Origin of the sequence: Pseudomonas sp. NPDC087358 (assembly GCF_044900785.1) — a bacterium.
Classification (GTDB): domain Bacteria; phylum Pseudomonadota; class Gammaproteobacteria; order Pseudomonadales; family Pseudomonadaceae; genus Aquipseudomonas.
In genome coordinates this window covers 115,147-141,017 of sequence record NZ_JBJDOA010000011.1, presented here as the reverse complement: position 1 = coordinate 141,017, position 25,871 = coordinate 115,147, and the positions used below count along the sequence as shown (strand labels likewise).

Annotated in this window: 23 protein-coding genes; 9 read left to right on the top strand and 14 right to left on the bottom strand. The window is 54.0% G+C overall.

Annotated elements, in window-relative coordinates; genetic code table 11:
• Positions 1 to 187: 187 nt before the first annotated feature.
• The 3 genes from ACI2KS_RS22975 to ACI2KS_RS22965 form a co-directional block, all read right to left on the bottom strand.
• Positions 188 to 1,780 (bottom strand): sigma-54 interaction domain-containing protein, encoded by a 1,593-nt coding sequence (locus ACI2KS_RS22975; protein WP_404623301.1) that lies wholly within the window; start codon positions 1,778 to 1,780, stop codon positions 188 to 190.
• A 657-nt stretch (positions 1,781 to 2,437) separates the two neighbouring features.
• On the bottom strand, positions 2,438 to 2,725 hold the full coding sequence (locus ACI2KS_RS22970) for a hypothetical protein (protein ID WP_404623300.1): 288 nt from the start codon (positions 2,723 to 2,725) through the stop codon (positions 2,438 to 2,440).
• A gap of 304 nt (positions 2,726 to 3,029) precedes the next feature.
• Positions 3,030 to 3,257, bottom strand: coding sequence for a type II toxin-antitoxin system Phd/YefM family antitoxin (locus ACI2KS_RS22965; RefSeq protein ID WP_404623299.1), 228 nt, complete (start codon positions 3,255 to 3,257; stop codon positions 3,030 to 3,032).
• 437 nt (positions 3,258 to 3,694) lie between these two features.
• Between ACI2KS_RS22965 and ACI2KS_RS22960 the strand changes: the two genes are divergently transcribed.
• Both ACI2KS_RS22960 and ACI2KS_RS22955 read left to right on the top strand, forming a co-directional pair.
• Entirely contained in the window at positions 3,695 to 4,657 is a 963-nt protein-coding gene (locus tag ACI2KS_RS22960) for an AraC family transcriptional regulator (RefSeq protein WP_404623298.1), read from the top strand.
• A gap of 309 nt (positions 4,658 to 4,966) precedes the next feature.
• Entirely contained in the window at positions 4,967 to 5,542 is a 576-nt protein-coding gene (locus ACI2KS_RS22955; protein ID WP_404623297.1) for a hypothetical protein, read from the top strand.
• Between the two features lie 116 nt (positions 5,543 to 5,658).
• On the opposite strand, the gene ACI2KS_RS22950 is transcribed toward ACI2KS_RS22955, so the two are convergent.
• From ACI2KS_RS22950 to ACI2KS_RS22925, 6 genes are all read right to left on the bottom strand, one after another.
• On the bottom strand, positions 5,659 to 6,213 hold the full coding sequence (locus ACI2KS_RS22950) for a hypothetical protein (RefSeq protein ID WP_404623296.1): 555 nt from the start codon (positions 6,211 to 6,213) through the stop codon (positions 5,659 to 5,661).
• A gap of 173 nt (positions 6,214 to 6,386) precedes the next feature.
• The gene (locus tag ACI2KS_RS22945) at positions 6,387 to 7,136 is read right to left on the bottom strand and encodes an SDR family oxidoreductase (RefSeq protein WP_404623295.1); all 750 of its coding nucleotides are present in this window, start codon (positions 7,134 to 7,136) and stop codon (positions 6,387 to 6,389) included.
• A 151-nt stretch (positions 7,137 to 7,287) separates the two neighbouring features.
• Positions 7,288 to 7,902, bottom strand: coding sequence for an isochorismatase family cysteine hydrolase (locus ACI2KS_RS22940; RefSeq protein WP_404623294.1), 615 nt, complete (start codon positions 7,900 to 7,902; stop codon positions 7,288 to 7,290).
• Between the two features lie 168 nt (positions 7,903 to 8,070).
• Positions 8,071 to 8,508 carry a MarR family winged helix-turn-helix transcriptional regulator gene (locus tag ACI2KS_RS22935; RefSeq protein WP_404623293.1) on the bottom strand — a complete coding sequence of 146 codons (438 nt, stop codon included), beginning with the start codon at positions 8,506 to 8,508 and terminating at the stop codon, positions 8,071 to 8,073.
• Positions 8,509 to 8,799: 291 nt separating this feature from the next.
• Positions 8,800 to 9,246 carry a MarR family winged helix-turn-helix transcriptional regulator gene (locus ACI2KS_RS22930; RefSeq protein ID WP_404623292.1) on the bottom strand — a complete coding sequence of 149 codons (447 nt, stop codon included), beginning with the start codon at positions 9,244 to 9,246 and terminating at the stop codon, positions 8,800 to 8,802.
• An 82-nt stretch (positions 9,247 to 9,328) separates the two neighbouring features.
• On the bottom strand, positions 9,329 to 10,876 hold the full coding sequence (locus ACI2KS_RS22925) for an MFS transporter (protein WP_404623291.1): 1,548 nt from the start codon (positions 10,874 to 10,876) through the stop codon (positions 9,329 to 9,331).
• Positions 10,877 to 11,434: 558 nt separating this feature from the next.
• On the opposite strand from ACI2KS_RS22925, the gene ACI2KS_RS22920 reads away from it, so the two are divergent.
• The 6 genes from ACI2KS_RS22920 to ACI2KS_RS22895 all read left to right on the top strand — a co-directional run bounded on the left by ACI2KS_RS22920 (position 11,435) and on the right by ACI2KS_RS22895 (position 19,583).
• On the top strand, positions 11,435 to 12,664 hold the full coding sequence (locus ACI2KS_RS22920; RefSeq protein ID WP_404623290.1) for an efflux RND transporter periplasmic adaptor subunit: 1,230 nt from the start codon (positions 11,435 to 11,437) through the stop codon (positions 12,662 to 12,664).
• 6 nt (positions 12,665 to 12,670) lie between these two features.
• Complete coding sequence (locus ACI2KS_RS22915; RefSeq protein ID WP_404623289.1) at positions 12,671 to 15,856, top strand: efflux RND transporter permease subunit; 3,186 nt, start codon at positions 12,671 to 12,673, stop codon at positions 15,854 to 15,856.
• A 1-nt stretch (position 15,857) separates the two neighbouring features.
• Positions 15,858 to 17,345: an efflux transporter outer membrane subunit gene (locus ACI2KS_RS22910; RefSeq protein ID WP_404623288.1), complete on the top strand. Its 1,488-nt coding sequence runs from the start codon at positions 15,858 to 15,860 to the stop codon at positions 17,343 to 17,345.
• A 123-nt stretch (positions 17,346 to 17,468) separates the two neighbouring features.
• On the top strand, positions 17,469 to 17,915 hold the full coding sequence (locus ACI2KS_RS22905) for an Rrf2 family transcriptional regulator (protein WP_404623287.1): 447 nt from the start codon (positions 17,469 to 17,471) through the stop codon (positions 17,913 to 17,915).
• 253 nt (positions 17,916 to 18,168) lie between these two features.
• On the top strand, positions 18,169 to 18,786 hold the full coding sequence (locus tag ACI2KS_RS22900) for a glutathione S-transferase family protein (RefSeq protein WP_404623286.1): 618 nt from the start codon (positions 18,169 to 18,171) through the stop codon (positions 18,784 to 18,786).
• A 116-nt stretch (positions 18,787 to 18,902) separates the two neighbouring features.
• Complete coding sequence (locus ACI2KS_RS22895; protein ID WP_404623285.1) at positions 18,903 to 19,583, top strand: glutathione S-transferase family protein; 681 nt, start codon at positions 18,903 to 18,905, stop codon at positions 19,581 to 19,583.
• An 80-nt stretch (positions 19,584 to 19,663) separates the two neighbouring features.
• Here ACI2KS_RS22895 and ACI2KS_RS22890 read toward each other — a convergent pair whose 3' ends face one another.
• Together ACI2KS_RS22890 and ACI2KS_RS22885 are read right to left on the bottom strand one after the other, a co-directional pair.
• Positions 19,664 to 20,407, bottom strand: coding sequence for an SDR family NAD(P)-dependent oxidoreductase (locus ACI2KS_RS22890; protein WP_404623284.1), 744 nt, complete (start codon positions 20,405 to 20,407; stop codon positions 19,664 to 19,666).
• A 74-nt stretch (positions 20,408 to 20,481) separates the two neighbouring features.
• Positions 20,482 to 21,360, bottom strand: a complete 879-nt coding sequence (locus tag ACI2KS_RS22885) for an NAD(P)H-binding protein (RefSeq protein WP_404623283.1) — start codon at positions 21,358 to 21,360, stop codon at positions 20,482 to 20,484.
• 357 nt (positions 21,361 to 21,717) lie between these two features.
• Here ACI2KS_RS22885 and ACI2KS_RS22880 point away from each other — a divergent pair, with 357 nt between their 5' ends.
• Positions 21,718 to 22,644, top strand: coding sequence for a LysR family transcriptional regulator (locus tag ACI2KS_RS22880; RefSeq protein ID WP_404623282.1), 927 nt, complete (start codon positions 21,718 to 21,720; stop codon positions 22,642 to 22,644).
• A gap of 132 nt (positions 22,645 to 22,776) precedes the next feature.
• Here the strand turns inward: ACI2KS_RS22880 and ACI2KS_RS22875 are convergent, their stop codons facing one another.
• From ACI2KS_RS22875 to ACI2KS_RS22865, 3 genes are all read right to left on the bottom strand, one after another.
• On the bottom strand, positions 22,777 to 23,520 hold the full coding sequence (locus ACI2KS_RS22875) for an ABC transporter substrate-binding protein (RefSeq protein WP_404623281.1): 744 nt from the start codon (positions 23,518 to 23,520) through the stop codon (positions 22,777 to 22,779).
• Positions 23,521 to 23,534: 14 nt separating this feature from the next.
• A complete protein-coding gene (locus ACI2KS_RS22870; protein ID WP_404623280.1) occupies positions 23,535 to 24,881 on the bottom strand; it encodes a GGDEF domain-containing protein in 1,347 nt (448 codons plus the stop codon).
• A 212-nt stretch (positions 24,882 to 25,093) separates the two neighbouring features.
• On the bottom strand, positions 25,094 to 25,699 hold the full coding sequence (locus ACI2KS_RS22865) for an alcohol dehydrogenase catalytic domain-containing protein (protein WP_404623279.1): 606 nt from the start codon (positions 25,697 to 25,699) through the stop codon (positions 25,094 to 25,096).
• Positions 25,700 to 25,871 lie beyond the last annotated feature (172 nt).

The following is a 25,871-nucleotide window of genomic DNA, read 5'->3' as shown; positions in this document are numbered from 1 at the left end:
AATGGACTATCGCAATGGATGTGCCAGCTTTAATCGACAAGATAGAGATAATTTATTAGTTAGTAAAATCATATGGTTACGCAAGACTATTTATATGTAACCAGCCTGCGGTCATAGTATTCGTCTTGCTCTGGCGTCTGAAAGAATGTCGACAATGTAAACAATGTCAACATTCTGAGAGCCACACTCAATCCCCTAAGGCGATCTTCTTCCATCGATAATTGAACTGGCGAGCGGTCATTCCTAGCATCTGAGCGGCGCGGGATTTATTTCCTCCACATCGCTGCACAGCTTGCCGAAGCTGTTCAAGTGAATGGGAGCTGGCCGCGACGTAGGGCCTCACAAGATCGTGGTTGAATGATGAGTCCAATCCGCTAGAAACGACAGTGGGGATAGTGGCCTCGTGAACGATAGGCAGAAAACGCTCGATGTCTGAACTGTCGAGCACTGGCTGGTCAGCCAAGAGCACCATACGTTCTATTAGGTTCGATAACTCTCGTATGTTTCCAGGCCAGCTGTGTTGTTGCAGACGTTCCATCGCAGAGGCGTCGAAGCTGACGTTGCGCTGATTCGCCTGGTTGATTCGGTTCAAAAACTGTAACGCCAACGCTGGAATATCACTGCGGCGGCTGGCCAGTGTCGGCAAATGAATCGGGATGACGTTCAATCGGTAGTACAGATCCTGACGAAATAACCCTTGGCTCACCTCGATGGCGAGATCCCGGTTCGTGGCAGCCACCAGTCGAACGTCGACTTTTAATTCTCGCTTGCCGCCTAACCGGGTGATCGTTCCCTCCTGCAAAGTACGCAGTAGCTTGGTCTGCATAGAAAGCGGTAACTCGCCAATTTCATCGAGGAATATCGTCCCGCCGTCTGCTTGCTCGAACCACCCTGCCCGCGCACTGTTCGCACCCGTGAAAGCACCTCGCTCGTATCCAAATAGCTCAGACTCAAACAGCGTGTCCGGGATTGCAGCACAGTTGATCTTTATAAAGGGTTTGTCTTGCCTTGGACTCGCCAGATGCAGCGCCCGTGCGAACAGCTCTTTACCAGTGCCGGATTCTCCCAGCAGTAGAACACTCGCGGTCGAATTTGAAACTCGCTCAAGTTCCGATATGGCTTGGAGAAGCTGCGGCGAAGTGCCCACAATTCCGTAATTGTTGGTACGAGTTTCTAGCGCGCGCGCCAGCTGCTGATTACGTAACTCTAGCGCTTGGGTCTTCTCTCTGACGTAGGTCCTCAGGTGCAGGATCTGCCCCGCCATGGTTGCCAGGATTCGCAGAATACTGAGGTCGTCCGTCAGAGGTCGTGCGCGCATGCGAATGCGGTGAGTCGCCAGTACACCAATCACCTTCTGCCCGATCATGATCGGCAGCGCGATGAACGAAACCGGGCCCGCAGGGAGGTTGGGCCGCTCAACAACGCGCCCTAGAAAGGATGGCTCCTTGTCGATGTCCTGCACGATGATCAATTGACCGCGCGCCAATACTCTTCCCGTGATCCCTTCTTCAGGTGCGTAAATGCCGCGCTTGATCTCCTCACGCGTCAGGCCATACGCATAGCGAATGTTTGCGACTTTTGAGGTTTCGTCGAGTAAGACGATCCGCCCCCGGTTCAACCCCAGCAGCTCGGACAGTAAATGCAACATCTCATTGAGAACGTTATCGGATGTGAGATCTTTCCCCATGAGGCCGGTGACCTGCTGCAACAGGAGCATTTCCTGAGAACGCCAGAATGCCGGTGTCGCTTCGAAATCCTGGTCGGCATTTGTGCTGTCCAATCGTTATCTCCTCTTCAGCCGTTGAGATGTAAATGGGCCATGGCGCCGCACGAATGCTGCTGAAAGATGGAGTCAGCAGTAATTGTGATCTTGCACAGAGCCGGTCGGTCTCACTGTCGTCTGCCTAGCATCCAATGGGACCAATGGGGGGGCAGGCTCAATGCGTGCTGGCGCCCGTAACCCAGTAACCACCTCAGCCGTCGATTTAAAATATGATAAGCATCATTGATGCCAGAAAGCGGCACGCTTTGGTGCATTAGCTAATGACGCTTTTTGGCGAACGTTGGCGGGCCAGCAGTCCACGCATCTGCCCCCGACCAAAATCCTGGTAATGACGCCATCTAGCGCTTGCAGGTTCTAAACGAAGCACGTGCTGCGCTGTCGGACCCGACCCTACGCGCGGAATATGATCAGCTTGGGTATCAAGTGGATACCAGGGCAGGAACCGGTAGAAACTTAAGCCCCGATTCTGTACTCACGTTGCGAAAAATTCTGCTCAGCCGCGGATAGTGATCTTCAAATTGGCGAAAAGCTTTCTCATTGTGACGATCAGGAGGCCCATCGCCGGCGCGTTCTGTAGTGACGCGCGAATACAATCGTTAGAAGCCTCGGTAACCCCTAATCGAGCGACTTTCAGTGTGCTTAATGACCATGCAATTAGAACTCCGGCGCCGCAGGAAACGGGTGAGGGTCATCTCCACGCTGCAAAGGATTAAATTTCAGCTCACAGGCTAGAAAAGTCTCAGCTATGACGTGGGCATCACCGAGATTGGCGATGACGTCCTTAACCTCATCCTCTGTCATATCACTCACTAGCTCGACTTCGACGTCTGGGAAGGTCTGGTCTGGAATGATCGTGAGACGGTGAACTGCTCGAATGCCAGGCGAGAGCATCAGCTCGAAAACATCGTGGATCGTGTCGGCGCGGAAGGAAAAGGTGGTCATGGCTTCTCTCAAATCTTTAGGGAGGGTAGTGGACAGCGAATTAGTATCGCGGGATAGAGCCCACAGGGCGACACTCGGGATGCAGGCGCTCATTGAAACGTCGGCTTTGAAAATCTTAGGGACGTCATTCCAGCGAACTCATGGCGGTTGTGGACTGATGCCCGGACCTCTTTGCAGAAGGCAGAACGCCTAGGCGTCCTGACGCTGCCTGACTCCACGACGACGTTTCCAGTGGGTACGCATATCCCATGGATCGATCCAAACTTTGTTCACAGGCCATTGACTGCCCAACAACTCTGTAGCCTCATTCGTCCGCCTCAACCAGCCCCGCTATCCCAGCATCCAAATCTTCGGATGTCTCGGCGTCGAATGTCACACCGGTTAGCATCCCGCGCCGTTTTACAGTAGTGACGGCGGTTAGCTTGGCTATCGGTACGCCTGCCTTAGCGATGATGATCGTTTCGCCCCGCGCTGCTGCATCGACTAGCCGCGAGAGGTGCATCTTGGCCGCATCTATATCGTGAGTCTGCATGGTGTTACCCCATGAGGGTGGTGGCGCTATTATCTTGATTTACGTGAGGCTATGCACAATTCTCTGTCGCCATGACGGCGACTTTACGAACCACCTGGGCTTCGAAATCTTTGGAATCGGAGGCTCGCTGGTGCATGGCGATCCCTACGGCAGGGCGATGATGTCGATGAATTTTTTTAGGTGGACACGATCGTCCTTATGGTTGGGATCGCGAACACTGCGTGGTGGCGTGCAAATCCACGCAAATCTACGTCCGCATCGAAGCGCATGATCATTATCGTGCCCCGTCGCAGCCTGGCTGTCATTTATCGAATCGCTGACTACGCTTGAACCTTGGCCCAGCCTATAACGCTGGGACGACCAATGGACTGACGTTTAAAGCAGCCCATCAAGATCATGAAATCCCCTACGGCATCGTTGCTAACACTGGAAGTGCTATGAACAACTCTGATCATTGGCTGAATTATCTCGTTTCCGAGGACGTTATCCTTGCTCGCTCAAGGGTGAACGGTGAATGGGGTATAGAACTGGAACAGACAGCGGGTGCTTATTTTCATTTCGTCGGTGAAGGTAGCGCTTACGTCCAAATTGAAGGCGGCTCAGAAATCCCGCTTGGGGCTGGCGATATCGTGGTTTTCCCCCAAGGTTCGCCTCATCGCCTTCGCGGTACTGTGACCAGCAGGGTGGTGCCACTCAGTCAGTTCATCCAAGACAACAAGACGCGCAATAGTATTGATCCTGACGCAACGACTCTGCTGTGTGGGTCGTTCGGAATAGCCCGGTACTTAATCATGCCAGCGATTAAGTCCCTGCCTAAGGTCATGCATGTGAAGGCTCCAGCCAATGGCACTAACGCTCCGTTTGCAGAAACCTTGAGGCAACTTTGTAACGAAGTCGAAAATGCAACTATGGGCAGCGATATTGTGGTCCGGCATCTGCTATCCACCCTGTTCATTTACGTCCTGCGCCATTGGTCTGAAGATCAACCAGTATTGGCAGACACGTGGTTTTCGTCGCTGCAAAACCAACATGTGGCTAAGGCTTTGGAATGCATTCACAAAAGCCCGGCAGAGAATTGGACCATCGACACGTTGGCACATGAAGCTGGTTTATCCCGATCCCTATTTGCCAAGCAATTTCATGAGTCAGTGGGTGAGACACCGCATCTATATTTAACACGATGGCGGCTCGGAATCGCTGCCCAGCTCTTGAGCCAGACTGACATCAAAATCAGCCTGCTTGCGAAGAAAATCGGGTATCACTCAGAGTATTCATTTGTCCGCGCCTTCAAACAGGCGCACGGAATGACACCTACGCGGCATCGAATCGCGCGGCAAAATGCTGACGGGGCGAATGGAAAAGCATGCGGAGTGACTGACCAACTGCTTGCCAGTTTATGAAGCACGGCGAGGTGGCTGCTCGCTAACATCTGAATAAGGGTTGCATACGATACTTGAATCACGCAGCCAAGCATTACAGCCATCATGTATAGACAATCAACCATAGCCCATCCGATTAAAAGCGGTTGGTGGCTTACTCCCAGAAACCAAAGGTTGGCAAAGTATTTACCCTCCGGGCAAATCCTTGCCAACCAAAGCTAATTTTCTCCCTAGCGTCAATGCATCATGACCGTTCCGAGGGGAAATTTGAATTGGCCCGCGGCTTGCTTAGGATGTCGTCCAACATATTAATTCGGAGGCTAATTATGAATGGAGTCACTGGAGCTATCGGTATCCAGCACGTTGTTCGGCACGTGCAAAAAACAGCGCCAGAAATCGATGCTGGGGCGTTTGCTGCGGCAGCACTTCAAAGCAATGCCGGGACGGAAAGTACCAAATGACACGACAAGCGATGGAACTGAGGAGCGCGTAGACGAGGCGTTTGCGAAAATTAAGATCGCGATGCAGAACACGGACCCAGCTTCTGAACCGAAAGCCTTAACCATAGCTGAGGGACAAGGGAAGAAAACTGCATCCCAACCATTTATGGATTTTATGCACCTGTCTCCAAGAGAGAAAGTCCGTACAGCCATGTTGGCCGAGTTGGGGATCGCGCAGGAGCAATATGACGCGATGTCTCCAGAAGACCAAGCCAAGATTGACAAGAAAGTCGAGGAGATGGTGAAGCAGGAAGCCCAGCAGCAAGTCGCAGAGACCTCAAGCTCACAGACGACTTCGCAAGCGAAGGAAGCCACCAACAACCAAGACGATCAGCATACTGCGTCTACCGATAACCGTGATAAGGAAGCCCAGCAAGGAAGTCTGGTAGACCTGCTTGAGTCATAAACCTCCGCCGCTTATCTGGTAAACCCTGAACGTACATCTCGACCTGCTCCGTACGTAGGTCGGCGATGTGACGAGGAACATCACGACCAGCCGAACTTTCAGCGCTGTGCACGATTTTAAGACCGCCGCTGTAGTTCGGGGTGCTTCGTCCAGTACTGCTGAGCGACCATCGCCCCTTGGGCCATGAATGATTTCTCTGCCTCAAGGCTAAATTTTCCGTCCTTGTCTGAGGTATATAAAACATATAGATCTTGGAAAACGCTGCTCCCCTTTGCATTCGTGCTCACAACACCTTTTACAAAGTCATCAAGGGAGAGGTTTTTGGTTTTCGAGACATTCAATTCCTCAAACAACTTAGCGGCAGCGTCTGACGACACCCCTACCCGTTTCATTTGCTGAGTGAACTCATCCAGGTTAAGCGAATTGTCATGGTCAGCATCTCCTTGAACAAATATTTCCGGAGCAGTAGCAACGCTCATGGGCATGCTGCTGAGCTTCCCAGTGTAGGTGGAGACCTCCGATACAGTGCCATCGCCCAGTGTTACCACGGTGGAGGGTTTCGGCTCGACTGGCGGAGTTGCGGTGGCGGCCATCACCAACGACTCTTCCTGCTTGGCTGTCGTTGTGGGCGCATACGGTGACGTAGGCGAGTTAACTCCAGAAACCGACATATCAAACTCCCTAGGATTAAATTGCGCTCATAAGGTGATCGTCACCATCTCGGGGTTCTTTAGGGTTGACGTAAAATGTACCGACAGAGGGGCACCGCCTCAGCGACGTTGATGCCGAAGAAGCGGCGCGCGTTGATGCCATGTCGTGGACACGGACGACAGCTGAAGCCCGATTAGAACTCCTGCGCGGTTGGACGCAGCACGATTTCGTTGATGTCGACTTCAACAGGCTGCTCGATGGCATAGGCAATTGCGCGTGCCACAGACTCGGCCGGAATCTCAAAGTTTTTCCAGAACTCTTGGACGCTTGCGGCGGTTTCTGGATCTGTGCTGTTGTGCTTGAGTTCGGAGCGAGTGGTACCTGGCAAAATAACCGTTGTGCGAATGTTCGGTCCGACTTCGGCACGCAAGCCTTCTGAAATAGCACTCACTGCAAACTTGGTGGCGCTGTAGACGGTACCGATCGGAGCAAACACCTTGCGTGCAGCAACCGACGAAATGTTGATGAAGTGACCGGAATCACGCTTCTGGAAATGTGGCAGGGCGGCAGCGATACCGTACAACACACCTTTGATATTCACGTCGATCATCTGATCCCATTCGTCCACCAGTAGCTTGCTCATTGGCGACAAAGGCATGATGCCGGCGTTGTTGATCCAGACGTCGATCTGCCCAAACTGCTGTATCGCTTTTTCAGCCAGAAGTTCGAGATCATCACGATGCGTTACGTCGGTGGCCACAGCGATTGCTTGAATGTTTTGGCCTTTGAGATCTGCAATGATTGCCTCCAGCTTGTCAATTCGACGTGCCGCGAGCACGAGTCGTGCCCCCATGCTACCGAGGTGACGAGCAGTCGCCTCGCCTAGCCCGCTGCTTGCGCCAGTGATGACAACGACTTTGTCTTTGATACCGATATTGGACATGGAAATACTCTTTAGAAAAGGTGACATAGACAAGATTCGTCTAATCGGAATTGTCCCTAGGTGATTGGAAATCAAACACCTGGTCAGAAAAAAGGCGCCCTCTGCAACGGGCGCCCTCTTGTCTTGTTACTAACTCATGCCGGACGACGACTTACAGCTTCGCGAGGAACTGGTCGACGGTCAGGTCAGCATGACCGATCAGCGGAAACGAATAAGTCAGTGCAGCAGCGTGCTCGCCACGGTTGAACTCAGCAGTAGCGTCATTGATAAACGTGACGTGGTAGCCCTCTTCAAAGGCATGACGACCGGTACTTTCAACACACTTGTGGGAAGTCAGACCGCACAGGGCAATCTTCTGAATGCCACGAGCTTGCAGCTTTTCCTGCATGTCAGTGCCGCGGAACGAGTTCCACAGGCGGTGCTGGCTGATCACGATATCGCCTTCTTGTGGACGCAGCGGCTCGTAGAACTCAGCGCCCCAAGTGCCTTTCCAGAAGTACTGCTGATCGCGGGTGTTCTTGTGCAGGTAGGAGTGCAAGAAAGGTACGTCGTCGAAGCTGTGCTCATCAACACCATGCGGTGCATAGATGATTTGCAGACCAGCTTTGCGAGCGCCTTCAACCAGACGCATCAGGTTCGGCAGGAAGCTCACGCGTTCCATCTCGTCTTTGATGCCGTCGTGCAACTTACCACCTGGGGACAGGAAGTCGTTCAGCGGGTCAATGATTACCAATGCAGAAATGTCGCGTGGATAGTCAGTACTCATCTCAATTCACCTGTTTATTAAGAACATCATTTTATGAGCCGTCAGAGGCCCGGTTTCTCCGAAGCTGAAACATCTCGGATAAGTCATTTAGTGCTGTATATGCAACATACAAAGCGCGGTAGCGGCTTCCATATTGCATATGCAACATAGCAAATAAAAAAAGCCAAATTATTCGCCATAAAACATTTCGTTGCCGACGTCCATGACGGCTGCAACCCCGCCTTCGCCGAGCATGACGCGAGCCCGTTCCTGAGCGGCCAACCATGCGGGATGAACGTCGTGAAGTAATTGGGTTCCAGACTTAGTCAGCACTACGGGCCGACGTCGCCCTCCTTCATCGCTAGCAGATTCTTCAATCCAACCACCGTCGAGCAGGAGCTTGATATTACGTGTCAACGTTGAGCGATCCTGATGGGTAAAACGCCCTATATCCGCACGACTCGCCGACTTCAAATTGAAGATTGCTACCAGCAAAGCGAACTGCGCTGAACTGATATCGTACGGTCGAAGTACGTCGTCGTAGACACTGGACAGTACCCTGGCGATGAGTCGCGTTCGCGAGATCATGCAGTCATGGACCATCTCATTGATAACCGTGTCTGACATTCCCTACACCCCAGCGATAGCCTAGCCGATCACGTGTTGCCTAATAACGGGTCTGAACGATGGTAGCTGTCTGCCTTGGGACAGACCGATCTCAACACATTCAATTCGCCAGCTGTTACAGGTCAAAACCAAGCTGATGAATCTATAGTTGCATATGCAACATAACTCGTCAAAGGTTTTTTGAGTTTCTGCCTCAGCTCGCCAAAAAGGCCAGGCAGCCGCGTCCACCCTTTTCACATTGCCAAGCTGAGCCGCGGCTCTGAGACCCCAGCACTACAGGGCGATGAGGCTCTATGGCTCTAGCACCTGATAGACAGATGAAGTCGTCGTAAGAAGCTTCGAAGAAAGCTTAGAACCTAGCTTTTGTTGAGTCTCAACCTGTGCCTGAGCCCAACCAATGTAGGCAGTTTTGTATTTTGCTAGGCCGGTTAGAGTCAGCTGTAAGCCGAATGAACGCTTATCGATAATCGTCCCCTCTGGCATGTCCACTGTCTCAATCCAGCCGACAGCGATCAGGGGCTTCAGCCCGCGACTCAGCGTGCTCCTGTCCATTCCCATTACATCCGCAAATTCAAGATTCGCTATTAGGCCAACCTGATGCAGGCGTTGAAGAATTGAGAACTGTGGCGCAGTGATACCGTGGGGAGTCAGATGAACCTCGTAGATTGCCGTCATGCGGCGAGCAAGCTGTCTAACGCTTGTACAAAGGCACTGGTTATTTACTGATTTACTGCTCATCGTTCCTCAACCACCGGCATCAGGGTACGTGCATCTTGTTAGCGAGCGTGGGCCAGGTCAACGCCTGGACCGATCATCTCGCTCACTCTCCTGCTACAAAAACAGCCTCCACCGGTGCCTTGATCGGGGTTTTGCTCATGAGCAACCGCGTAAGCGCTAACGCCACTACAGCCACGCCTGCTGCGACCCAAGCTGCTGCTCCAAAACCTGCATCGAAGCAAGCTCTCAGGGCGGCAAAGATATGCTCTGCTGACGACACTGGAAGTGTCGCTAGCAGCGAGGCTGTATCCCCTGCTGAAAAACGCTTGGCTATCAGTTCGGCTGCTCGTGACGATAGTCCCAGATTCTGGGCCATGGGAACAAACATCATCAGCATGAAGGAAACTAGGACCGCGCCGAGTGCAGCTACGGAAAACAGCAGAGAAGTGAAACGAATGGTCGACGCAATGCCTGAACCCACACCAGACTGATTTGGGGGAACGGCACCCTGTACTGCTTTCGCGGTTTCTCCATTCAGGATGCCCGCTCCAGTGCCGGCGACAATCATTCCGAAAGCAAATACGTAGTAGGACGCATCTGCGTTCGCCAGCAGCGCCATTATGATGTTTCCCGCAGCAGTGATGCAGAGCCCCGCTGAGAGAAGAGTCCGAGGCGAAACGCTCACCTTCGCGCTTAGCCGCGGCACTAAAAACATCGGTAATGCGAAGGGCAGCATGGCTATGCCTGCAATGACTGGAGCAAAACCAAACGCATTTTGCAGGTAAAGCGGCAGATAAAAGATCATCACTTGAGCACCCGCGGCATAGCCCACCATTGCGAAGGCTGCTCCGCCGAAATTGGGTGCACGGAAAATCTCAAAATTTACCATTGGGTTTGCTTGTAGCACTTCGACGAAGCCGAAAATTACCAAAAGCCCTAGGCCACCAAACACCCTCCAAAGAATCTCTGTAGCGACCCAGCCAAATGAGTTTCCATCGATGACGGCCCAGATAAGCAGAAACAAACCTGTACTCAATGTCAGGATGCCAAGGTAGTCCAACCTCTTGGCATCCGGGTCTAGCGACTCAGGAATGATTTTGAGCGTTGCAATAACCAACGCCGTGCAAATCGGCACATTGATTAGAAAGGCCCAGGTCCAGCCGAAAACGCTAGATATAACGCCCCCGATGATTGGCCCGCAAGTAATGGCAGCCCCCATACAGGCACCCCAGAAGGCGTAAGCCTTGGCGCGCTCTGCACCCTGGAACGTGTGATTTATGATGGCCATCGAGGCCGTTAACAGGAGGCTGGCACCAACACCCTGAACTGCACGAGAGATATTCAACATCAGCGGCGATACAGCAAGGGCACATGAGAGTGATGCCGCTCCAAATATGACCATGCCGATCACTGCTGAAAGGCGCCGGCCGACTTTGTCGCCGAAGGAACCAGCAGCGATAAGCAGCGCAGCAAAAGGCAGAACATAGGCCGTAATCACCCACTGTAGATCCGAAAAATCCGCTTTCAGCGAGGCGGCGATCGTAGGGAGTGCCACTGCTACTACGTTGTTGTCTAGCATCACCAGGCACGAAACCATTGCGATGACAATCAGGATCATTCTGCTATTTGGCAGGTCGGGGGCGATGCTCATCACGGTCGGTTCCTGATTCTAAAGGGTTGCGGTCAAAGCGCGCATGGTCGGCTCAAGAAGTCTCTGCGTGCCAGCGGAATGGCTACTACGCCATCTGGCAACGATATCAGTGCATATGCATTGATGCCTAGACACCAATGTCATTTATGCTCGACTTGTCCACGCCGAACGAGGGTATCGGCGCGAGCGCCCACGCTTCAAACACCTGTATAGGTGGGAAGGCTGATCTAGCTAGTGGCTCGCCAAACAGACAAGCTTGGCATTAAGGGCATTCAGCGTTTGAGGCTTTCACAAGCGTGCCTATCGCAATCACCCAGCCTTTCACCCTCAAGGCATCAGCCTGAACGACTGAACAGCGTTCCCATCACTTTCATTGATTATGCAAATGCAATTTTCGAAATTGCACTTCAAGCATGATGACCATAATGTTAACCCCAATACGGCGCCGGCTCCCGGATCGTATTTTCCGGCCTGCCGTCGCTCACGCCCTAGGTCATTTCTAAGTGCGTAGTGCCAGCTTTCCTCTAGCCAACAAAATCCGACTTCTGAAGAGACATTATGAAAACTGTTCATTACCTCAAGACCCGTACCCGACCAATTGTCGGTGCAGTGGCGATAGCAATTGCCGGCCTGGTGGCGGTAAACCTTTCTGGCTGCAACGACGCAAGTGGCAAGACACCCGAGTCAGCGGCTCCGGCCGGCGCAGTGGTGTCGGCCGCCACGGTTATTCAGAAAGGGATCATCGAAACACAAGAATTTTCGGGGCGTATGGAAGCCATAGAGCGCGTAGACATCCGTGCTCGCGTCGGTGGCTTTATCACCAGCGTCAACGTCAATCCTGGAGCCATTGTTAAAAAAGGCGATGTGCTCTTCGTGATAGATCCCCGCCCCTATCAAGCAGAAGCCAACCGCACTGAAGCGGCTGCTGGTGCAGCGCGTGCCAAGGTTGAATTGGCCAAAATCGAGTTAGCGCGTTCGTTGAAATTGATCGGCGAAAAAGCCATCGCCCAACGCGAACTAGACGAAGCAAATTCAAATTTCAAGGAGCTTGACGCCAGTGCTCGGGCCGCCGAAGCCCAGTACGAAAATGCCAAGCTGAACCTGAGCTACACTCGCGTAATCACTCCTATCGACGGCCGTGTCGGCAAGGCCGACATCACACTGGGCAATCTGGTAGATACCAGCGCAGTGCTCACCAAGGTCGTTTCCGATGACAAGATTTACGCCACATTCGACGGCGATGAAGACACCTACTTGCGCGTCGGCAAAGCTCATCACAACGGCAAGGACGTCAACGTAAAAGTCGGGCTGGCCAATGAGCAAGGTTTCCCCCACGAAGGCAAGCTTGAGTTCGTTGACAACCAGCTCGACCCGCAAACGGGTGGCGTACGCATGCGTGCAATATTCATTAACGCAGACAAGTCCCTGGCCCCGGGCCTATTCGCTCGGGTACAGCTGCAAGGCGGTACTCAAGGTGGAAATGAGAGCCCTACGCTGCTGATCAATGAACGTGCCATTAGCACCGACCAGGATCGTAAGTTCGTCTTCGTCGTCAACGGGGAAGATCAAGCCGAGTACCGTCAAGTAACGCTGGGAGCCACATACGACGGCATGCGCATCGTCCGCAGCGGGCTCAAAGCGGGTGAGAAAATCGTCGTCAACGGCCTGCCGCGCGTGATGCCTGGCGTCACGCTCGCACCTCATATGGTTTCGATGGACTTCAATCCAGACGCACCTGTCGTCGAGGCCTCTTCCGAAGCTAAACCAGACGCTAAAGCGAAAGGGTAATCGATCATGAAATTTTCCAGATTTTTTATCGACAAGCCCATATTCGCGGCAGTCCTGTCCATTATCATATTTGTCGCCGGGTTGATTGCGCTGTTTACCTTGCCGGTTGCCGAGTACCCGGATGTAGTACCTCCATCGGTACAGATTCGGGCTCAGTATCCAGGCGCTGATGCAAGAGTCATTGCCGAGACCGTAGCAACTCCGCTTGAGCAGGAAGTGAATGGCGTCGACAACATGCTGTACATGTCGTCGCAGTCCACAGCCGACGGCAACCTGCTGTTGACGGTAACTTTCAAAATCGGCACGAAGGTTTCGCAAGCCGAGACCGACGTAGAAAACCGCGTCCAGCGCGCTTTGCCACACCTTCCAGAAGAAGTCCGTCAGATTGGCGTGACGACGATCAAATCGTCGCCGAGCCTGACTATGGTGGTCCATTTAACTTCGCCAGACGGCCGCTACGACGATCAGTATCTGCGCAACTACGCCACCATCAATATCAAGGACCAACTCGATCGCCTGAATGGCATTGGCCAAGTCCAGTTGAATGGTTCTGGCGACTACGCCATGCGCATCTGGCTTGATCCGGTCAAGATCGCTGCACGCGACATGACCACCACTGATGTCACCGACGCAATCCGCGAGCAAAACGTACAGGTTGCCGGCGGCGCAATCGGTCAATCCCCATCAAAAGGCAGTGACTTCCAGCTCTCGGTAAAGACCCAGGGTCGTCTGCAAACGCCTGAAGAGTTCGGCAACATAATTGTGCGTACCGGTGCTGATGGTGCACTGACCCGCTTGCGTGACGTCGCCCGCATCGAGCTGGGTGCAAATGCCTACAACCTGCGGGCCCGCCTTGATAACAAACCAGCCGTCGCACTGGTGATTTTTGAAGCGCCTAACGCCAACGCCTTGCAGATGTCCAGCGACGTGCGGGACCGCATGGACGAGCTGAAGGCCGATTTCCCACCAGGTATGGAATACGACATCGTCTACGACACTACCCGTTTCGTGCAGCAGTCGATCACTGCCGTTATCCATACGCTGCTTGAAGCCATTGCACTGGTAGTACTGGTTGTAATCGTATTCCTGCAAACGTGGCGCGCGTCGCTGATCCCACTGCTCGCTGTTCCGGTCTCTGTTGTCGGCACATTTGCTGTGATGCTGGGCTTCGGCTTCTCTATCAACACCCTGTCGCTGTTCGGACTGGTACTTGCGATCGGGATCGTCGTCGACGACGCCATCGTGGTCGTCGAAAACGTTGAGCGTAATATCGCCGGTGGCCTGTCGCCGCGTGACGCTACTGTCCAGGCCATGAAGGAAGTAAGCGGCCCAATCATCGCGATCGCCCTCGTCCTCTGCGCCGTGTTCGTACCCATCGCTTTCGTGCCCGGTCTCTCCGGCGAGTTCTACAAACAATTCGCGCTGACCATTGCTATCTCTACAGTCATCTCGGCATTCAGTTCGCTGACTCTGGCGCCCGCGCTGTCGGCGACATTACTCCAGGCTCACGATGCGCCAAAAGATGCACTTACCCGTGTGATCGACAAACTGTTTGGTCGCTTTTTCACCGGCTTCAACCGGTTCTTCGGCCGCTCCTCGGAACGTTACGAACGCGGTGTTCAAGGCACACTGAAACGCAAGAGCAGCTCGATCGCCATCTACCTGATGCTCGCAGCTTGTGCCGGTCTGATGTTCAAACTTGTGCCCACCGGTTTTGTGCCGCTTCAGGACAAAGGCTACCTCATCGGTATCGCGCAACTGCCCAACGCTGCATCCCTTGACCGCACTGACGCGATCATCCAGCGCATGGGCAAGATCGCAATGGACACTCCTGGCGTGTTGCATGCCGTGCAATTCCCTGGCCTGTCTGTGAACGATTTCACCGCCTCGCCGAGTGCAGGCATTGCCTTCAGCGACCTAACTGACTTCGATGAACGCAAAACGAGCGATCTGAGTGCTGGTGCCATTGCGGTCGAGCTGAACAAAAAGATGGGCTCGATTGAGGACTCTTTCATTCTGGTCGTGCCACCGGCACCGGTTGATGGCCTGGGCACATTGGGCGGTTTCAAACTGATGCTTGAAGACCGCGGCAACGTCGGTTACGACGCATTGAACAAGGCCACCCAAGAGCTTCAGGCACGGGCCCGCAAAGCCCCAGAGCTGGTGGGTGTTTTCTCCGGTTATCAGATCAATGTGCCGCAAATTTTCGCTGACATTGATCGTGACAAAGCCAAACAACTGGGCGTTCCGTTACCAACTATCTACCAGACCCTGCAAGTGAACCTGGGCTCGGTGTATGTCAACGACTTCAACCGATTTGGCCGTACCTACCAGGTGCGTGTCCAAGCGGACGAACAGTACCGTTCACATGTGGAAGACATAAAAAAGCTGAAAGTACGAAGCAACAATGGCGACATGATCCCGCTGTCTTCTTTGATGCGCGTTTCGGACAGTTACGGTCCTGAGCGTGTTCAGCGTTATAACGGCTACGTGTCGGCCGATCTGAACGGTAGTCCGGCACCAGGTTATTCATCGGGCCAGGCCCAAGCCGCCATCGAACGCATTGCCAAGGATGTACTGCCCAAAGGCGTTACCTACCAGTTCACTGACCTCGCTTACCAAGACATTTTGGCCGGTAACACCATGTTCTACGTGTTCCCACTGTGTGTGCTGCTGGTGTTCTTGGTCCTCGCGGCCCAATACGAAAGCTGGACGCTGCCGCTCGCTGTGATCTTGATCGTTCCAATGTCGATTCTGTGTGCATTGCTGGGCGTGAAGCTGACCGGTGGCGACAACAATGTGTTTACCCAGATTGCACTATTCGTACTGGTGGGGTTGGCATCGAAAAATGCGATTCTGATCGTGGAGTTTGCCCGAGAACTGGAGGAGCAAGGCCGGAGCACAGTAGAAGCTGCGCTTGAATCCTGCCGGTTGCGCCTGCGGCCGATCTTGATGACCTCAATCGCTTTCATCATGGGTGTACTGCCACTGGTCTTCTCCCACGGTCCCGGCTCCGAAATGCGTCATGCCATGGGCGTGGCCGTGTTTGGCGGCATGCTGGGCGTTACCTTCTTCGGCCTGTTTTTGACCCCGGTGTTTTACGTGGTGATGCGCTCGCTGGCGAAGTTCCTGAGCCGCAACAAGGTCAACTCGACACCGGTCGCCACTCACGCTTTCGAAGAGAATCGCTGATATGAACGCCAATATTTTTGTCAAACGTACCAGTGCGGTGCTCCTGGCGTTGGCGCTGGCCGCCTGCGCAGCACCAGAGTTCAAACAACCCCAGGTAGATACCCCTGCGGCTTTCAAAGAGTCTTCCAACACCCCTGTAACTGCGCCGGATGGTACTCGCTGGCAGGTAGCAAGGGCTGCTGAAGCCCAGCCGCGTGGTGAGTGGTGGCTGGCCTTCAATGACCCAGACCTGACCGCCCTGATCACTGAAGCCGCTCGTAGCAACAACAACCTGGCACAAGCTACAGCCCGGTTGAAACAGGCAAGAGCGATCGCCGGCATTGCCGAAGCGGATCGGATTCCACAGATCGGCGTCAATGCAGGTGTAGAGCGTAACCAAGCCTCGCCACTTTCACGTGGCCTTCCCTCTGGAACTCCGGTTTCGCCGCAGACCATATACCAGGCCAATTTGACAGCCAGTTATGAGGTCGATCTGTTTGGCCGGGTTTCCTCGAATGTCAGCGCAGCGCAAGCCGACGCGGCCGCCAGTGAAGCGACCTACCGCTCGGTGCTGCTGTCGCTTCAGGCGGACGTTGCACAGACTTATTTCCGCTTGCGTGAAACGGATGCAGAGCTGGCCACCTTGAACGAAACGGTGCGCTTGCGGGGAGAGACCCTACAAGTAGTCCAAAGCCGCTTTGACCTGGGCGACATCGGTGAGTTTGATCTGTCGCGGGCTAAGACCGAGTTGTCCACAGCCAAAGCCGAAGCCATCGCCTTGCAGCAACAGCGCACGACCAATGAGCATGCACTCGCGGTCCTTTTGGGCAAACCGGCATCGAGTTTCACATCCGCCGCCAAGCCACTGAATGACATCGCCTCGGTGCCGCAAATACCGACTGGTATTCCTTCGGCCCTGTTACAACGTCGTCCAGATATCGTCATTGCCCAGCACACCATGGAAGCGTCCAATGCGCGCATTGGTGTAGCACGTGCAGCCATGTTCCCGGCGCTGAATATCAACGGCGGTATCGGCGGTGTCGGGACTTCCCTGGCCGACGTATTCAACTGGAGCAGCCGCTCGTGGGTGCTTGGCGCGTTAATGTCGATGCCTATCATCGATGGTGGTCGTAACCGCAACAACATTACGCGCAGTGAGGCCGCTTTGGAGGAGTCAGTGGCCGATTATCGCCAGCACGTGCTGGTCGCTTTTGCAGAAGTCGAAGACAACCTGGCAGGTCTTCGTATCCTTGCAGGTCAGGCCCAACAGACCGACGACGCTGTCGTGTCGGCGCAGCGTTCCGCCGACTTGGCGAAGATGCTTTATGAGTCTGGCCGCACGGGCTACCTGGACATGATCGAAGCTCAACGCAATTTGACTGCCGTGCAACGCACTGCGGTACAGGTGCGCGGCAGCCGAGCAGTCACCACGGTGGCTTTGATCAGATCCTTGGGTGGCGGTTGGGACTCCCAGCCACCAGGCGAAAAGATGCCCGTGGTGAAGAGCTGAACCACCTCCTGACTAGCAAAAACGTCAACGGCCCCTTCTCTCAAGAGCTGGGGCCGTTTTTATCTCAAACCACGAAGCTCTAATTTGCACTGCACTAGAGATCGCCATGAAGTAACCCAACACATGTCCGCCAACAACGTTCAGTTCTCAATCGCGTCACATATCCTGACTGTGCTCGCCTATCGGCCCGCCGGCCATGCCACCTCTAAAGAGTTGGCCCAAAGCATTTCCGCCAATCCCACATTCATCCGCAAGACTATTGCGCGGCTTGGAAAAGCTGGCTTGGTGGTTAGTACGCGCGGAGCCAGCGGCACATGCACTTTGGCGAGACCGGCGCAAACCATCACGCTGCTCGAAATCTACATCGCTAGCGAGGCATCACCCGTCTTCTCAGTCCACAGTTACCCGGTTAACGATGCGTGCGAGGTCGGAACCGACATTAAAAGCCGCATGAAAGACGTGCTTCAAGCGGCCCAGACGAGCTTTGAGGTAAAGCTGGCAGGCATGACGTTGCTTGATCTTATGCCGCGTAAAAAGTGTTCAGAGTTTCGCTTGAACTCAGCAACGTAAGACTGCGCAGCTTTGCCAGATCGATTTTGACGAATGAAATTGGTCACCTTCAAGCCTTGACAGAATTGCGACAGACAAAATCAAACAAGCGTTCAGATCATCAAAAAGTCCGGTAAAAATAACAATTCGTCCAGCACTTCGATGAGACCCTCAAAAGCCAGGAATTTACAGGCTTCAGCGCCATTATCCCACTCCACTTCTCTGTCCGATAAGTTACGCTCAAGCCAGCGTTCATGAGTTGAGGAATGATGGGATGCATGCATTAGTCGAACTGTATGGCAGCGAAACCGGGAACAGCTTACGAGCGGCTATCGCGTTGGCTGAAGCAGACATCGCCTTTACTCCGAAATGTATGGAGCTTCGCGCAGGAGCCCACAGAAAGCCCGAATTTCTGGTGCTGAATCCAGCCGGAAAGGTTCCGACACTGGTGGACTACAGCTATTCCCCGCCCCTTGTCATCAATCAGTCGAACGCGATCATTCAATACGCCGACGCTAAAGCCCCTGGCCGGCTGTCCCCCATCAACCTCGACGTCGAAAAATTTATGGTTTACGACCGATTTTTCTTTTTCATCACTGACGTGATTGCCAACAGTCATGCCGCATTTTTTTTGCGCCAGGTGGGGCACAGAGACGCATCTGTGCCATTGGACGAGCGAGCCCTAGAGAACCTATTAACCGCAGAAACCTTTCTGGAAGAGGGGTACATAGCGGGTGAGACGTTCTCAATGGCAGATATTTCAGCCTTCACTTTCGCGCTGTCCATCCGAGGCCAGATTCCGTGGGATAAGTTGCCACGCATGAAAGAGTGGTTCGAGCTTGTTGCAAAGCGGACCGCGGTGAAATACGGAATGCGCGCTTTCCAAGGTTGAATCCCTCAGCATTCATGCTGCTGCGCTGAACCCGGGTCGAGGATAACTGCGCAGGTCCATCAAGACCCTTTTTCGCAGCTCAGGGTTAAATTCACAGAGTTGCTAATCGCAAAGTCATGGGACAAAAGATCATGGCATATGATTTTTACTGGATAAGCGGGAGCACCAATGTCTGGAGGGCCATGTTGACCCTTGAATACAAGGGCATTGCTTACAATTCCCACAGACTCGATTCAAGCCAAAAAGACCAAAAAAAGCCCGAATTTCTGGCTATGAATCCCCGCGGACAAGTACCAGTTTTGAAATGCGGAGAAACCTTGATCCACGAGTCTGTCGCGATCATGGCATTTCTAGAGAGAGAACAACCTGAACCAGCACTGTTTGGAAGAACATCCGCCGAAACGGGCTTGGTCTGGCAACGGATTATGGAGGTTGTGAATTACACGAGGGATCCGGTCGAGCAAGGGGTCGTTTTCCCTCTTTTCAGAGGAGAAGCCGACACACATCCGGATCGTTTGAAAGCAGCCACGATTGCAGCGATCGACAGCGTTAGATGGATAGAGGAGCTTCTGGAGCGCCAGGAATATCTCGCAGGTGATCTGCCAACGGCAGCAGATATCAACGCGATGCCCATCATCCAGATGCTAGCGCGGGTTGGAAAACGCTCCGACGCAATAGGACTGGGTTTAGGACTGGATGATTTGGCCTCGTCGCATCCAGGAATAAGTGCATGGTTGCAGAGGCTTGAACAATTACCAGGTTATGAAGCTGCGTATCCGCCACATTGGCGAACCTAAAAAGACATTCGGCCGTTACGACTGAGTCGCGACGGCCGAATGCATGCCAGTTGCTCCAAATCAATGAAGCTCCGACGGGTTCAGCGTTTTTGAGGCAACTTGGTGGACATCATTGCCTGGACTTGTTGCGGGTTGGCAGTGAATTTCTCATGGATGCCGCGAGTCTGCGCACCAGCAACCACTTCATCGTTGGTGCCTGCTTCTATCGCATCCAGGGCGTCGGTTACGATTTCCAGCGGGCTCAGACGAGGCTCGGGCATTTTGGCCCCCATCTCTGTCTCTGCCTGCACGGCCAGTACGCCGACTACCTGAGTGCCCTGCCCGCCCAGTTCGGCACGGATGCTGCGAGTCAGCGACAGGCCAGCTGCCTTGGAGGCAGAGTAGGTAGCCGCCATCGGCAGGCTGATCAGCGAGAGCATCGACAACATGTTCAGAACGCCGCCACCGGTTTTCGCTAGAACGGGAGCAAACGCGCGAGTCATGGCCAATGGACCGAAGTAGTTCACTTCCATTTCCTGACGTGCATCGTCAATGCTTGGGGCGGAAATGGCGCCGTCGAATGCTGCGTAACCGGCGTTGTTGATCAACAAGGTGACGTCATTCGCCACACTGGCGGCAGCGGCCACTTGATCAGGGTCTGTGACATCGAGCGGCAGTGCCACAAGACGACGGTCGCCACCTTTGAGCAGTTCGCTCAACGATGCTGTGTCGCGGGCAGCTACGTAGATTTTCGCTGCGCCACGCTTCAACAATTCTTCAACGAAAGTGCGGCCGATACCACGGTTAGCACCGGTAACCAAAGCGATAGAGTTTTCAATTTTCATGATGGATTTCTCGATTCGTTCAAAAGGATTTTAATTAATGGTCGGCCTGTTGAATGCAAACCGACCGATCATTCTCAGTTGCCGTTGAGCTTGTCGGCGTGTTGGCGAGCGAACTCGCCGACAGTCATCGAGCGACGCCCAGTGAGTTTTTCGATGTTGTTGTCAGCGCCGGCCATGCGCCCGTTGTGGTAGTCACGCATCGCGCCGTCCAGGTGTTGAACGATGTAGGGCGGAACGCCCATTTCTGCAATCGACTCCACGTACTCTTCAACCGGCAGATCCTGGAACACGATCCTGCGACCCAGCGCCTCGGACAATTCGGCAGCCATTTGCTCATGATCCATCTCAACCGGACCCGACAGGTTGATGGTGGTACCGATGTGACCTTCCGGGTTCTTCAGCAGCGCCGCGATGGCGCGGCCTTGGTCGTCTGCGGCGATTGGCGAGTGACGGCCCTTGCCTACTGGCATGCGCAGAACACCTTGTTGCAAGAAAGGCAGCTGCCATGGATACAGCAACCATTCCAGGAAGTAGGTTGGGCGCAGATGAATGACGGGAAGACCTGACCAGTTCAGGATTTCTTCAGCGATGTAAGTATCGCGGCAGGAGTCGCTAGTTGATTCACGGTTTGCCGAACGCTGGGAAAGGTTCAGAACGGTTTTGACACCGGTCTCCCGCGCGGCCTGGGCGAAGTTGACGGTTGCGTTGAGCAGACCAGGCTGGACAGGCCATACAAAGTAAGCAGCGTCGATGCCTTGCATTGCGTCGCGGACGGTATTGATTTCGAGCAGGTCACCAACGACCACTTCAGCGCCCAATGCTGTCAGCGCATCAGACCGGGAATCCAGCTTATGCACCATGGCGCGGACATCAAGGCCCAGAGCGATGGATTCGCGGACAGCAGCACGACCCGTGTCGCCAGTTGCACCTGTAATCAGAACTTTCTTGGACATGAGATAAGATCCTATAAATTAAGGGGGTTGGCCGTATTGGCGGCACATATCAGGTCGGGGAAGTGATTGAGTGCTTCGTCTCCGATGGAGCAAATATCGTCTCTTCACGGGGCGTCCGGTAGCCGTCGATTTCGTCTAACATTTATCTCAATTCAGCATGGGTGAACCTCCATAGATTAAATGCGCCAGTGCCGCACGGGTTTCGAAGTCAGGTCGCATCAAGCGTGCTTTCGCGGCGTAGGCTGTCAGACGCGGCCACCCCGAGCCTCAAGCCATTGGGCTAGGGGTCGCTAAGTCCTCGCGTCGCGCCGCTACCCTTTTTTTAGGGTGAAACAACACTGAAGGAGCACGAAAGAAATGGCTTTAAAAGACATCGTGTCGCTGCGGATGTACACCCGGGTTGCGCGCCTTGGAAGCTTCTCAGCCGCGGCGCGGGAGAGCGGACTTGCTCAGTCCCAGGTCTCCCGAATGATCGCGGAGCTGGAGGCAAACCTGGGCGCGCGCTTGCTGTCCAGAACCACCCGGGCCGTTGTCCCTACAGAGGCCGGACTAGAGTTCCTGGCGCGCATGGAGCCGATACTTGCAGCCGTCGATGATGCGGAAAACAGCGTGCGGGAGACTGGGGAGCTACGCGGCGTGCTGCGGATCGGAATGCCCACCACCATGGGGTTGCGCATTGTCATTCCGAGGTTGTCTGCGTTCACTGAGCGACATCCTTCACTCCATCTGGACCTGCAACTGGAAGACCAGTGGCAGGACATGGTCAAGGAAGCCGTGGATGTCGGAATTCGCGTGGGAAAGCTCCCTGACTTGGCAGGAACCGCCAGGCAAATAGGATCAATGCGGCGAGTGCTGGTTGCGTCGCCCGATTACGTAGGCCGGCATGGCACGCCTGAGTGCCCTGCCGACCTTGAGAGACATCGTATCGTGGGCGGCCCGGCCGGCTCTCAGGTCACTTCGTGGCAATTTGATCGCAATGGTGAAAAGTCATCTGTCAGTCCCCTCGCGCAGATTTCGATAAACGATACCGCGGGGGCACTGGCAGCCGCTGGCGGCGGATTAGGGATCGTCTCCACCACGTCCTGGGCATGTGCAGGAGAAGTGAAGAGCGGTGCGCTTGTGCAAATCCTGCCGGAATGGAAAATGGCCGAACTGCCTGTTCATGCTTACTTCCCGCAAGGTCGAACGACCCGCATGGCCGCAAGGGTGTTTGTAGACTTTCTGGCCGAGATGCTGTCCAGCGATCCTTCGCACCTCGACATCCAGGAACCGGTACAGAAATGAGTGATTTCAGTCAGACGGCTTGTGGCCACGCTATACCGGTACTAGCCGGTGAAGCTGGTGCGCCTCCCAGACCATTCACCATGACCGCAGGCAAGTAGGACACTGTGTTTTTGACTGCATCCAGTGCCGACGTTACGGACGCCGTTCATGTGAGTAAATCGACTCCATCTTCTTGAGTCCGCCAGCGCTCTCGACCTCTTTGAACGCCTGAACTGTCTGAACGACTATGCTCTCGGGGGTTGCCAGGCTGTATGCCATGTAGATGCCAATATCCAGCTCGTTGAGCGGCATGACGGCTTCAAGCTCTGTGAAAGGAATGCCTGCCTTCGCACAGAAAGCTATTGCGTCATGCTCGGGTAGCGGAATCATCTGGACCTGCCGCAGCTGGAAAAGCTTGAAGTTCTGCTCATTGGTGGCGGAAACGACTAGCTTCGAAAAACCCTGCGCGGCCAAATAGTTGGCACGAGCATCGTCTCTTACGACACCAACGGTGTAATGCTTCGCCTCGTCGAATACAGAGGCTTGTACGTCATCGGCTGTGCGAAATTTGTAGAGATAAATTGAGACACGGGCAAGTTGCCCAACCCACCTGAAGAGAGCTTCTCGCTGGGGGGTGCGGACAATTGGATAAATCAAGACATTCGGTTGCTCTAATGCAAGGCTGTAAGCTCGGGCCCATGGAGAGAGAGCGAAATGAACGTCTGTGAATCCTGCTGCTCGCAGGGTGTCCCTGACGATTTCACTTGCTGGACCAGACACGTTTCCTCGTTCGATGAAGGTATACGAGGAGTCTTCGGTGACAGCCTCAATGGTCGTCGCCATCGTGGCCTGTGCAATACCAACACCAAACGCCAGTACGAGAAGTCGAGCCAACATTCTCAGTTACCCCTCTAAACACTAACCCGATCCCGCCCTTGGCCTTTGGCACGGTACAAAGCGTCATCGGCCTGCTTCAAAAGCTGGTCAAAGTGACCCATAGTCTGGGGGTCATACACCGCGACGCCAATACTCAGTGTGACGAACTGGGAAACGATGGAGGCCGCGTGTACGACCTCCCGAGCCGCCAGCATCGACCGCATTTTTTCTGCGGTCATCAGGGCCTCATTTAGTTCAACGCCAGGAAGCAAAACCGCGAACTCCTCACCCCCGTAACGTGCCGCCAGATCTCCCTTACGCCGAAAAATACTCTTCAGAACACCTGAAACCAACTTCAGACACTCATCGCCCTGCGCGTGCCCGTAGGAATCGTTGTAAAGCTTGAAGAAGTCGACATCGCACATCAGTACAGCTAAGGGAGTTCCATGGGCCCGAGCTAACTCAAATTCATGCATCTTCATTTCTTCGAACTGTCGTCTGTTAGCAAGCCCCGTCAGTGCATCCCGTCTAGAGAGTTCTTCCAGTTGACGATTCACCTCTTCCAACTCCGCTGTACGCTCCTGGACAAGACTGGCAAGCCTCTCACGGCTGACTTGCATTGCACGTTCGTCCGCTCGCTGTCGTGCCAAATGAGCCACCAGCTTTTCCTGAAGCCTATTCACTCCGGCCTTTAGCAACGTCAGTTCGTCTTCAAGCGTGGGAGGCCGATCAAGGATTAGCTCCTTTCCTAAAGTCTCTGCGGAGAGCTGCCCGAGATGAAGGGCGATGCGTCGGACATGCTTTGTCACGGACTGATTGAACATGGCCATAATCAGACCCGCTAGCGCCAACGATTGAACGACCTGGGTCGCTACAATACTGAGCACCTCCTTCCAAAGTCGGCGCCACAGTAGGGCTTCATTGCCTTCTATGATCAATTCACCGACGACTTCAGAAGCACCCTCATAGGGATGAACCACCAGATCGCGCTTCAGTGAAGGTACGAGGGTCGAGTCTACGAAGTCCGATTTGCGTTTCTCTAGTACCTCCACTGCTCGTCCCGGCCGAACGATCCTTAACTGAACGTGACCCAGTGGCGAGGCTAAGCCCACACTGTTGAGCTGAGAAGTAATGGCGTCACGGTCCATTTCCCAGACCGCCTTGGATAGCGTTCCTTCAAATACTTCATCAATCAGTTCAAGCTCAGCACTCATGCTGTTCAGGTTGGAACTCCATGCGAACCATGTGCGAACACCTACAGCTGCAATGGTGAAAATCGCGCAAAATATGAGGGTCGCCAGGACGAGCCTGCGGCCTAGTGACTGCTTCGTCGAAACAGAGGACATGGTTTGCCCATATGCCTTATCCGGACTAGCAAGCATATCGGGCCACCTCGCGCGTGATTTCCCGAAGTACCCTGGACAGCGGACCCGTCAATCCTGACATTATTCTTATCCCTATCGCCGCAGCTACAAAAGCAACCGGCAGATGTCGGATGCCAAATTTTCTCAGCACTGCCATCAAGCAAATGTGACGCTAGTTGTGAAGATTCGATTTACCGCTTCGTCTTGGGCACACGCATTGCCGCTATGCGTTATTGATCGGCTCCAAGACGTCCATCCGGAGGAATTCGGATGTCGAGGAGCACCTGGCAACCCGCGAGTGCATGCTCGACAGCCGATCTGATTTTCCAAAGCGGGAAAACCTTTGGAGACTCGCTACTTTCAGCAATACCGGCACCCGGCCAAAGCAGAAGTTTTATCAACTCAGCTGACTGCTCGATCATACTTTCGAACTGTCCCACTTCTGCATAGGAGTGGGTTTCGAAGGAGCATCCCTTTGCCTGCGGCAAGCCTGCCTTTATAGCCTCAACGGGGACGAGTTCAGCGGACTGAACAATCAACCGCTCAGTCCATGTGTGGCGAGTACGAGGAAGCACGACCTGCTCCCCTACTTTGACGTCCTCGACACTGGGGCCAACCGCCAAGACTGTCCCCATTCCTGCAATCCCCGCGACACTAGGGAGCAGTGGCAGTGGTCCGCCTCGTCCACTCAAGGTCTTCAAATCATCATGAGTGATGCATGAGAAATCCATGCCGACTAAGACTTGAAACCGGCCAGGCAACGGCGGTTCAGGAATTTCAACTACTGCAAAGGCCCCAGCTGGTTCGACGTAAGCGCAATTATGGACGGCGCGCATCAGAATGCCTCCCGAACCGCGGCATAGGCCATGCCATGGAGCTGAAGAGTCTGGCGATACTGTGAACAGATAAAACAGATTCTCGGGGATGAAGGACTTTCAAAAATGGAAGGTGTGGAATTTTCCACCAACTCACCGTCGTGGCGCAGGTTCCTTTGATCATGGCGCTTCC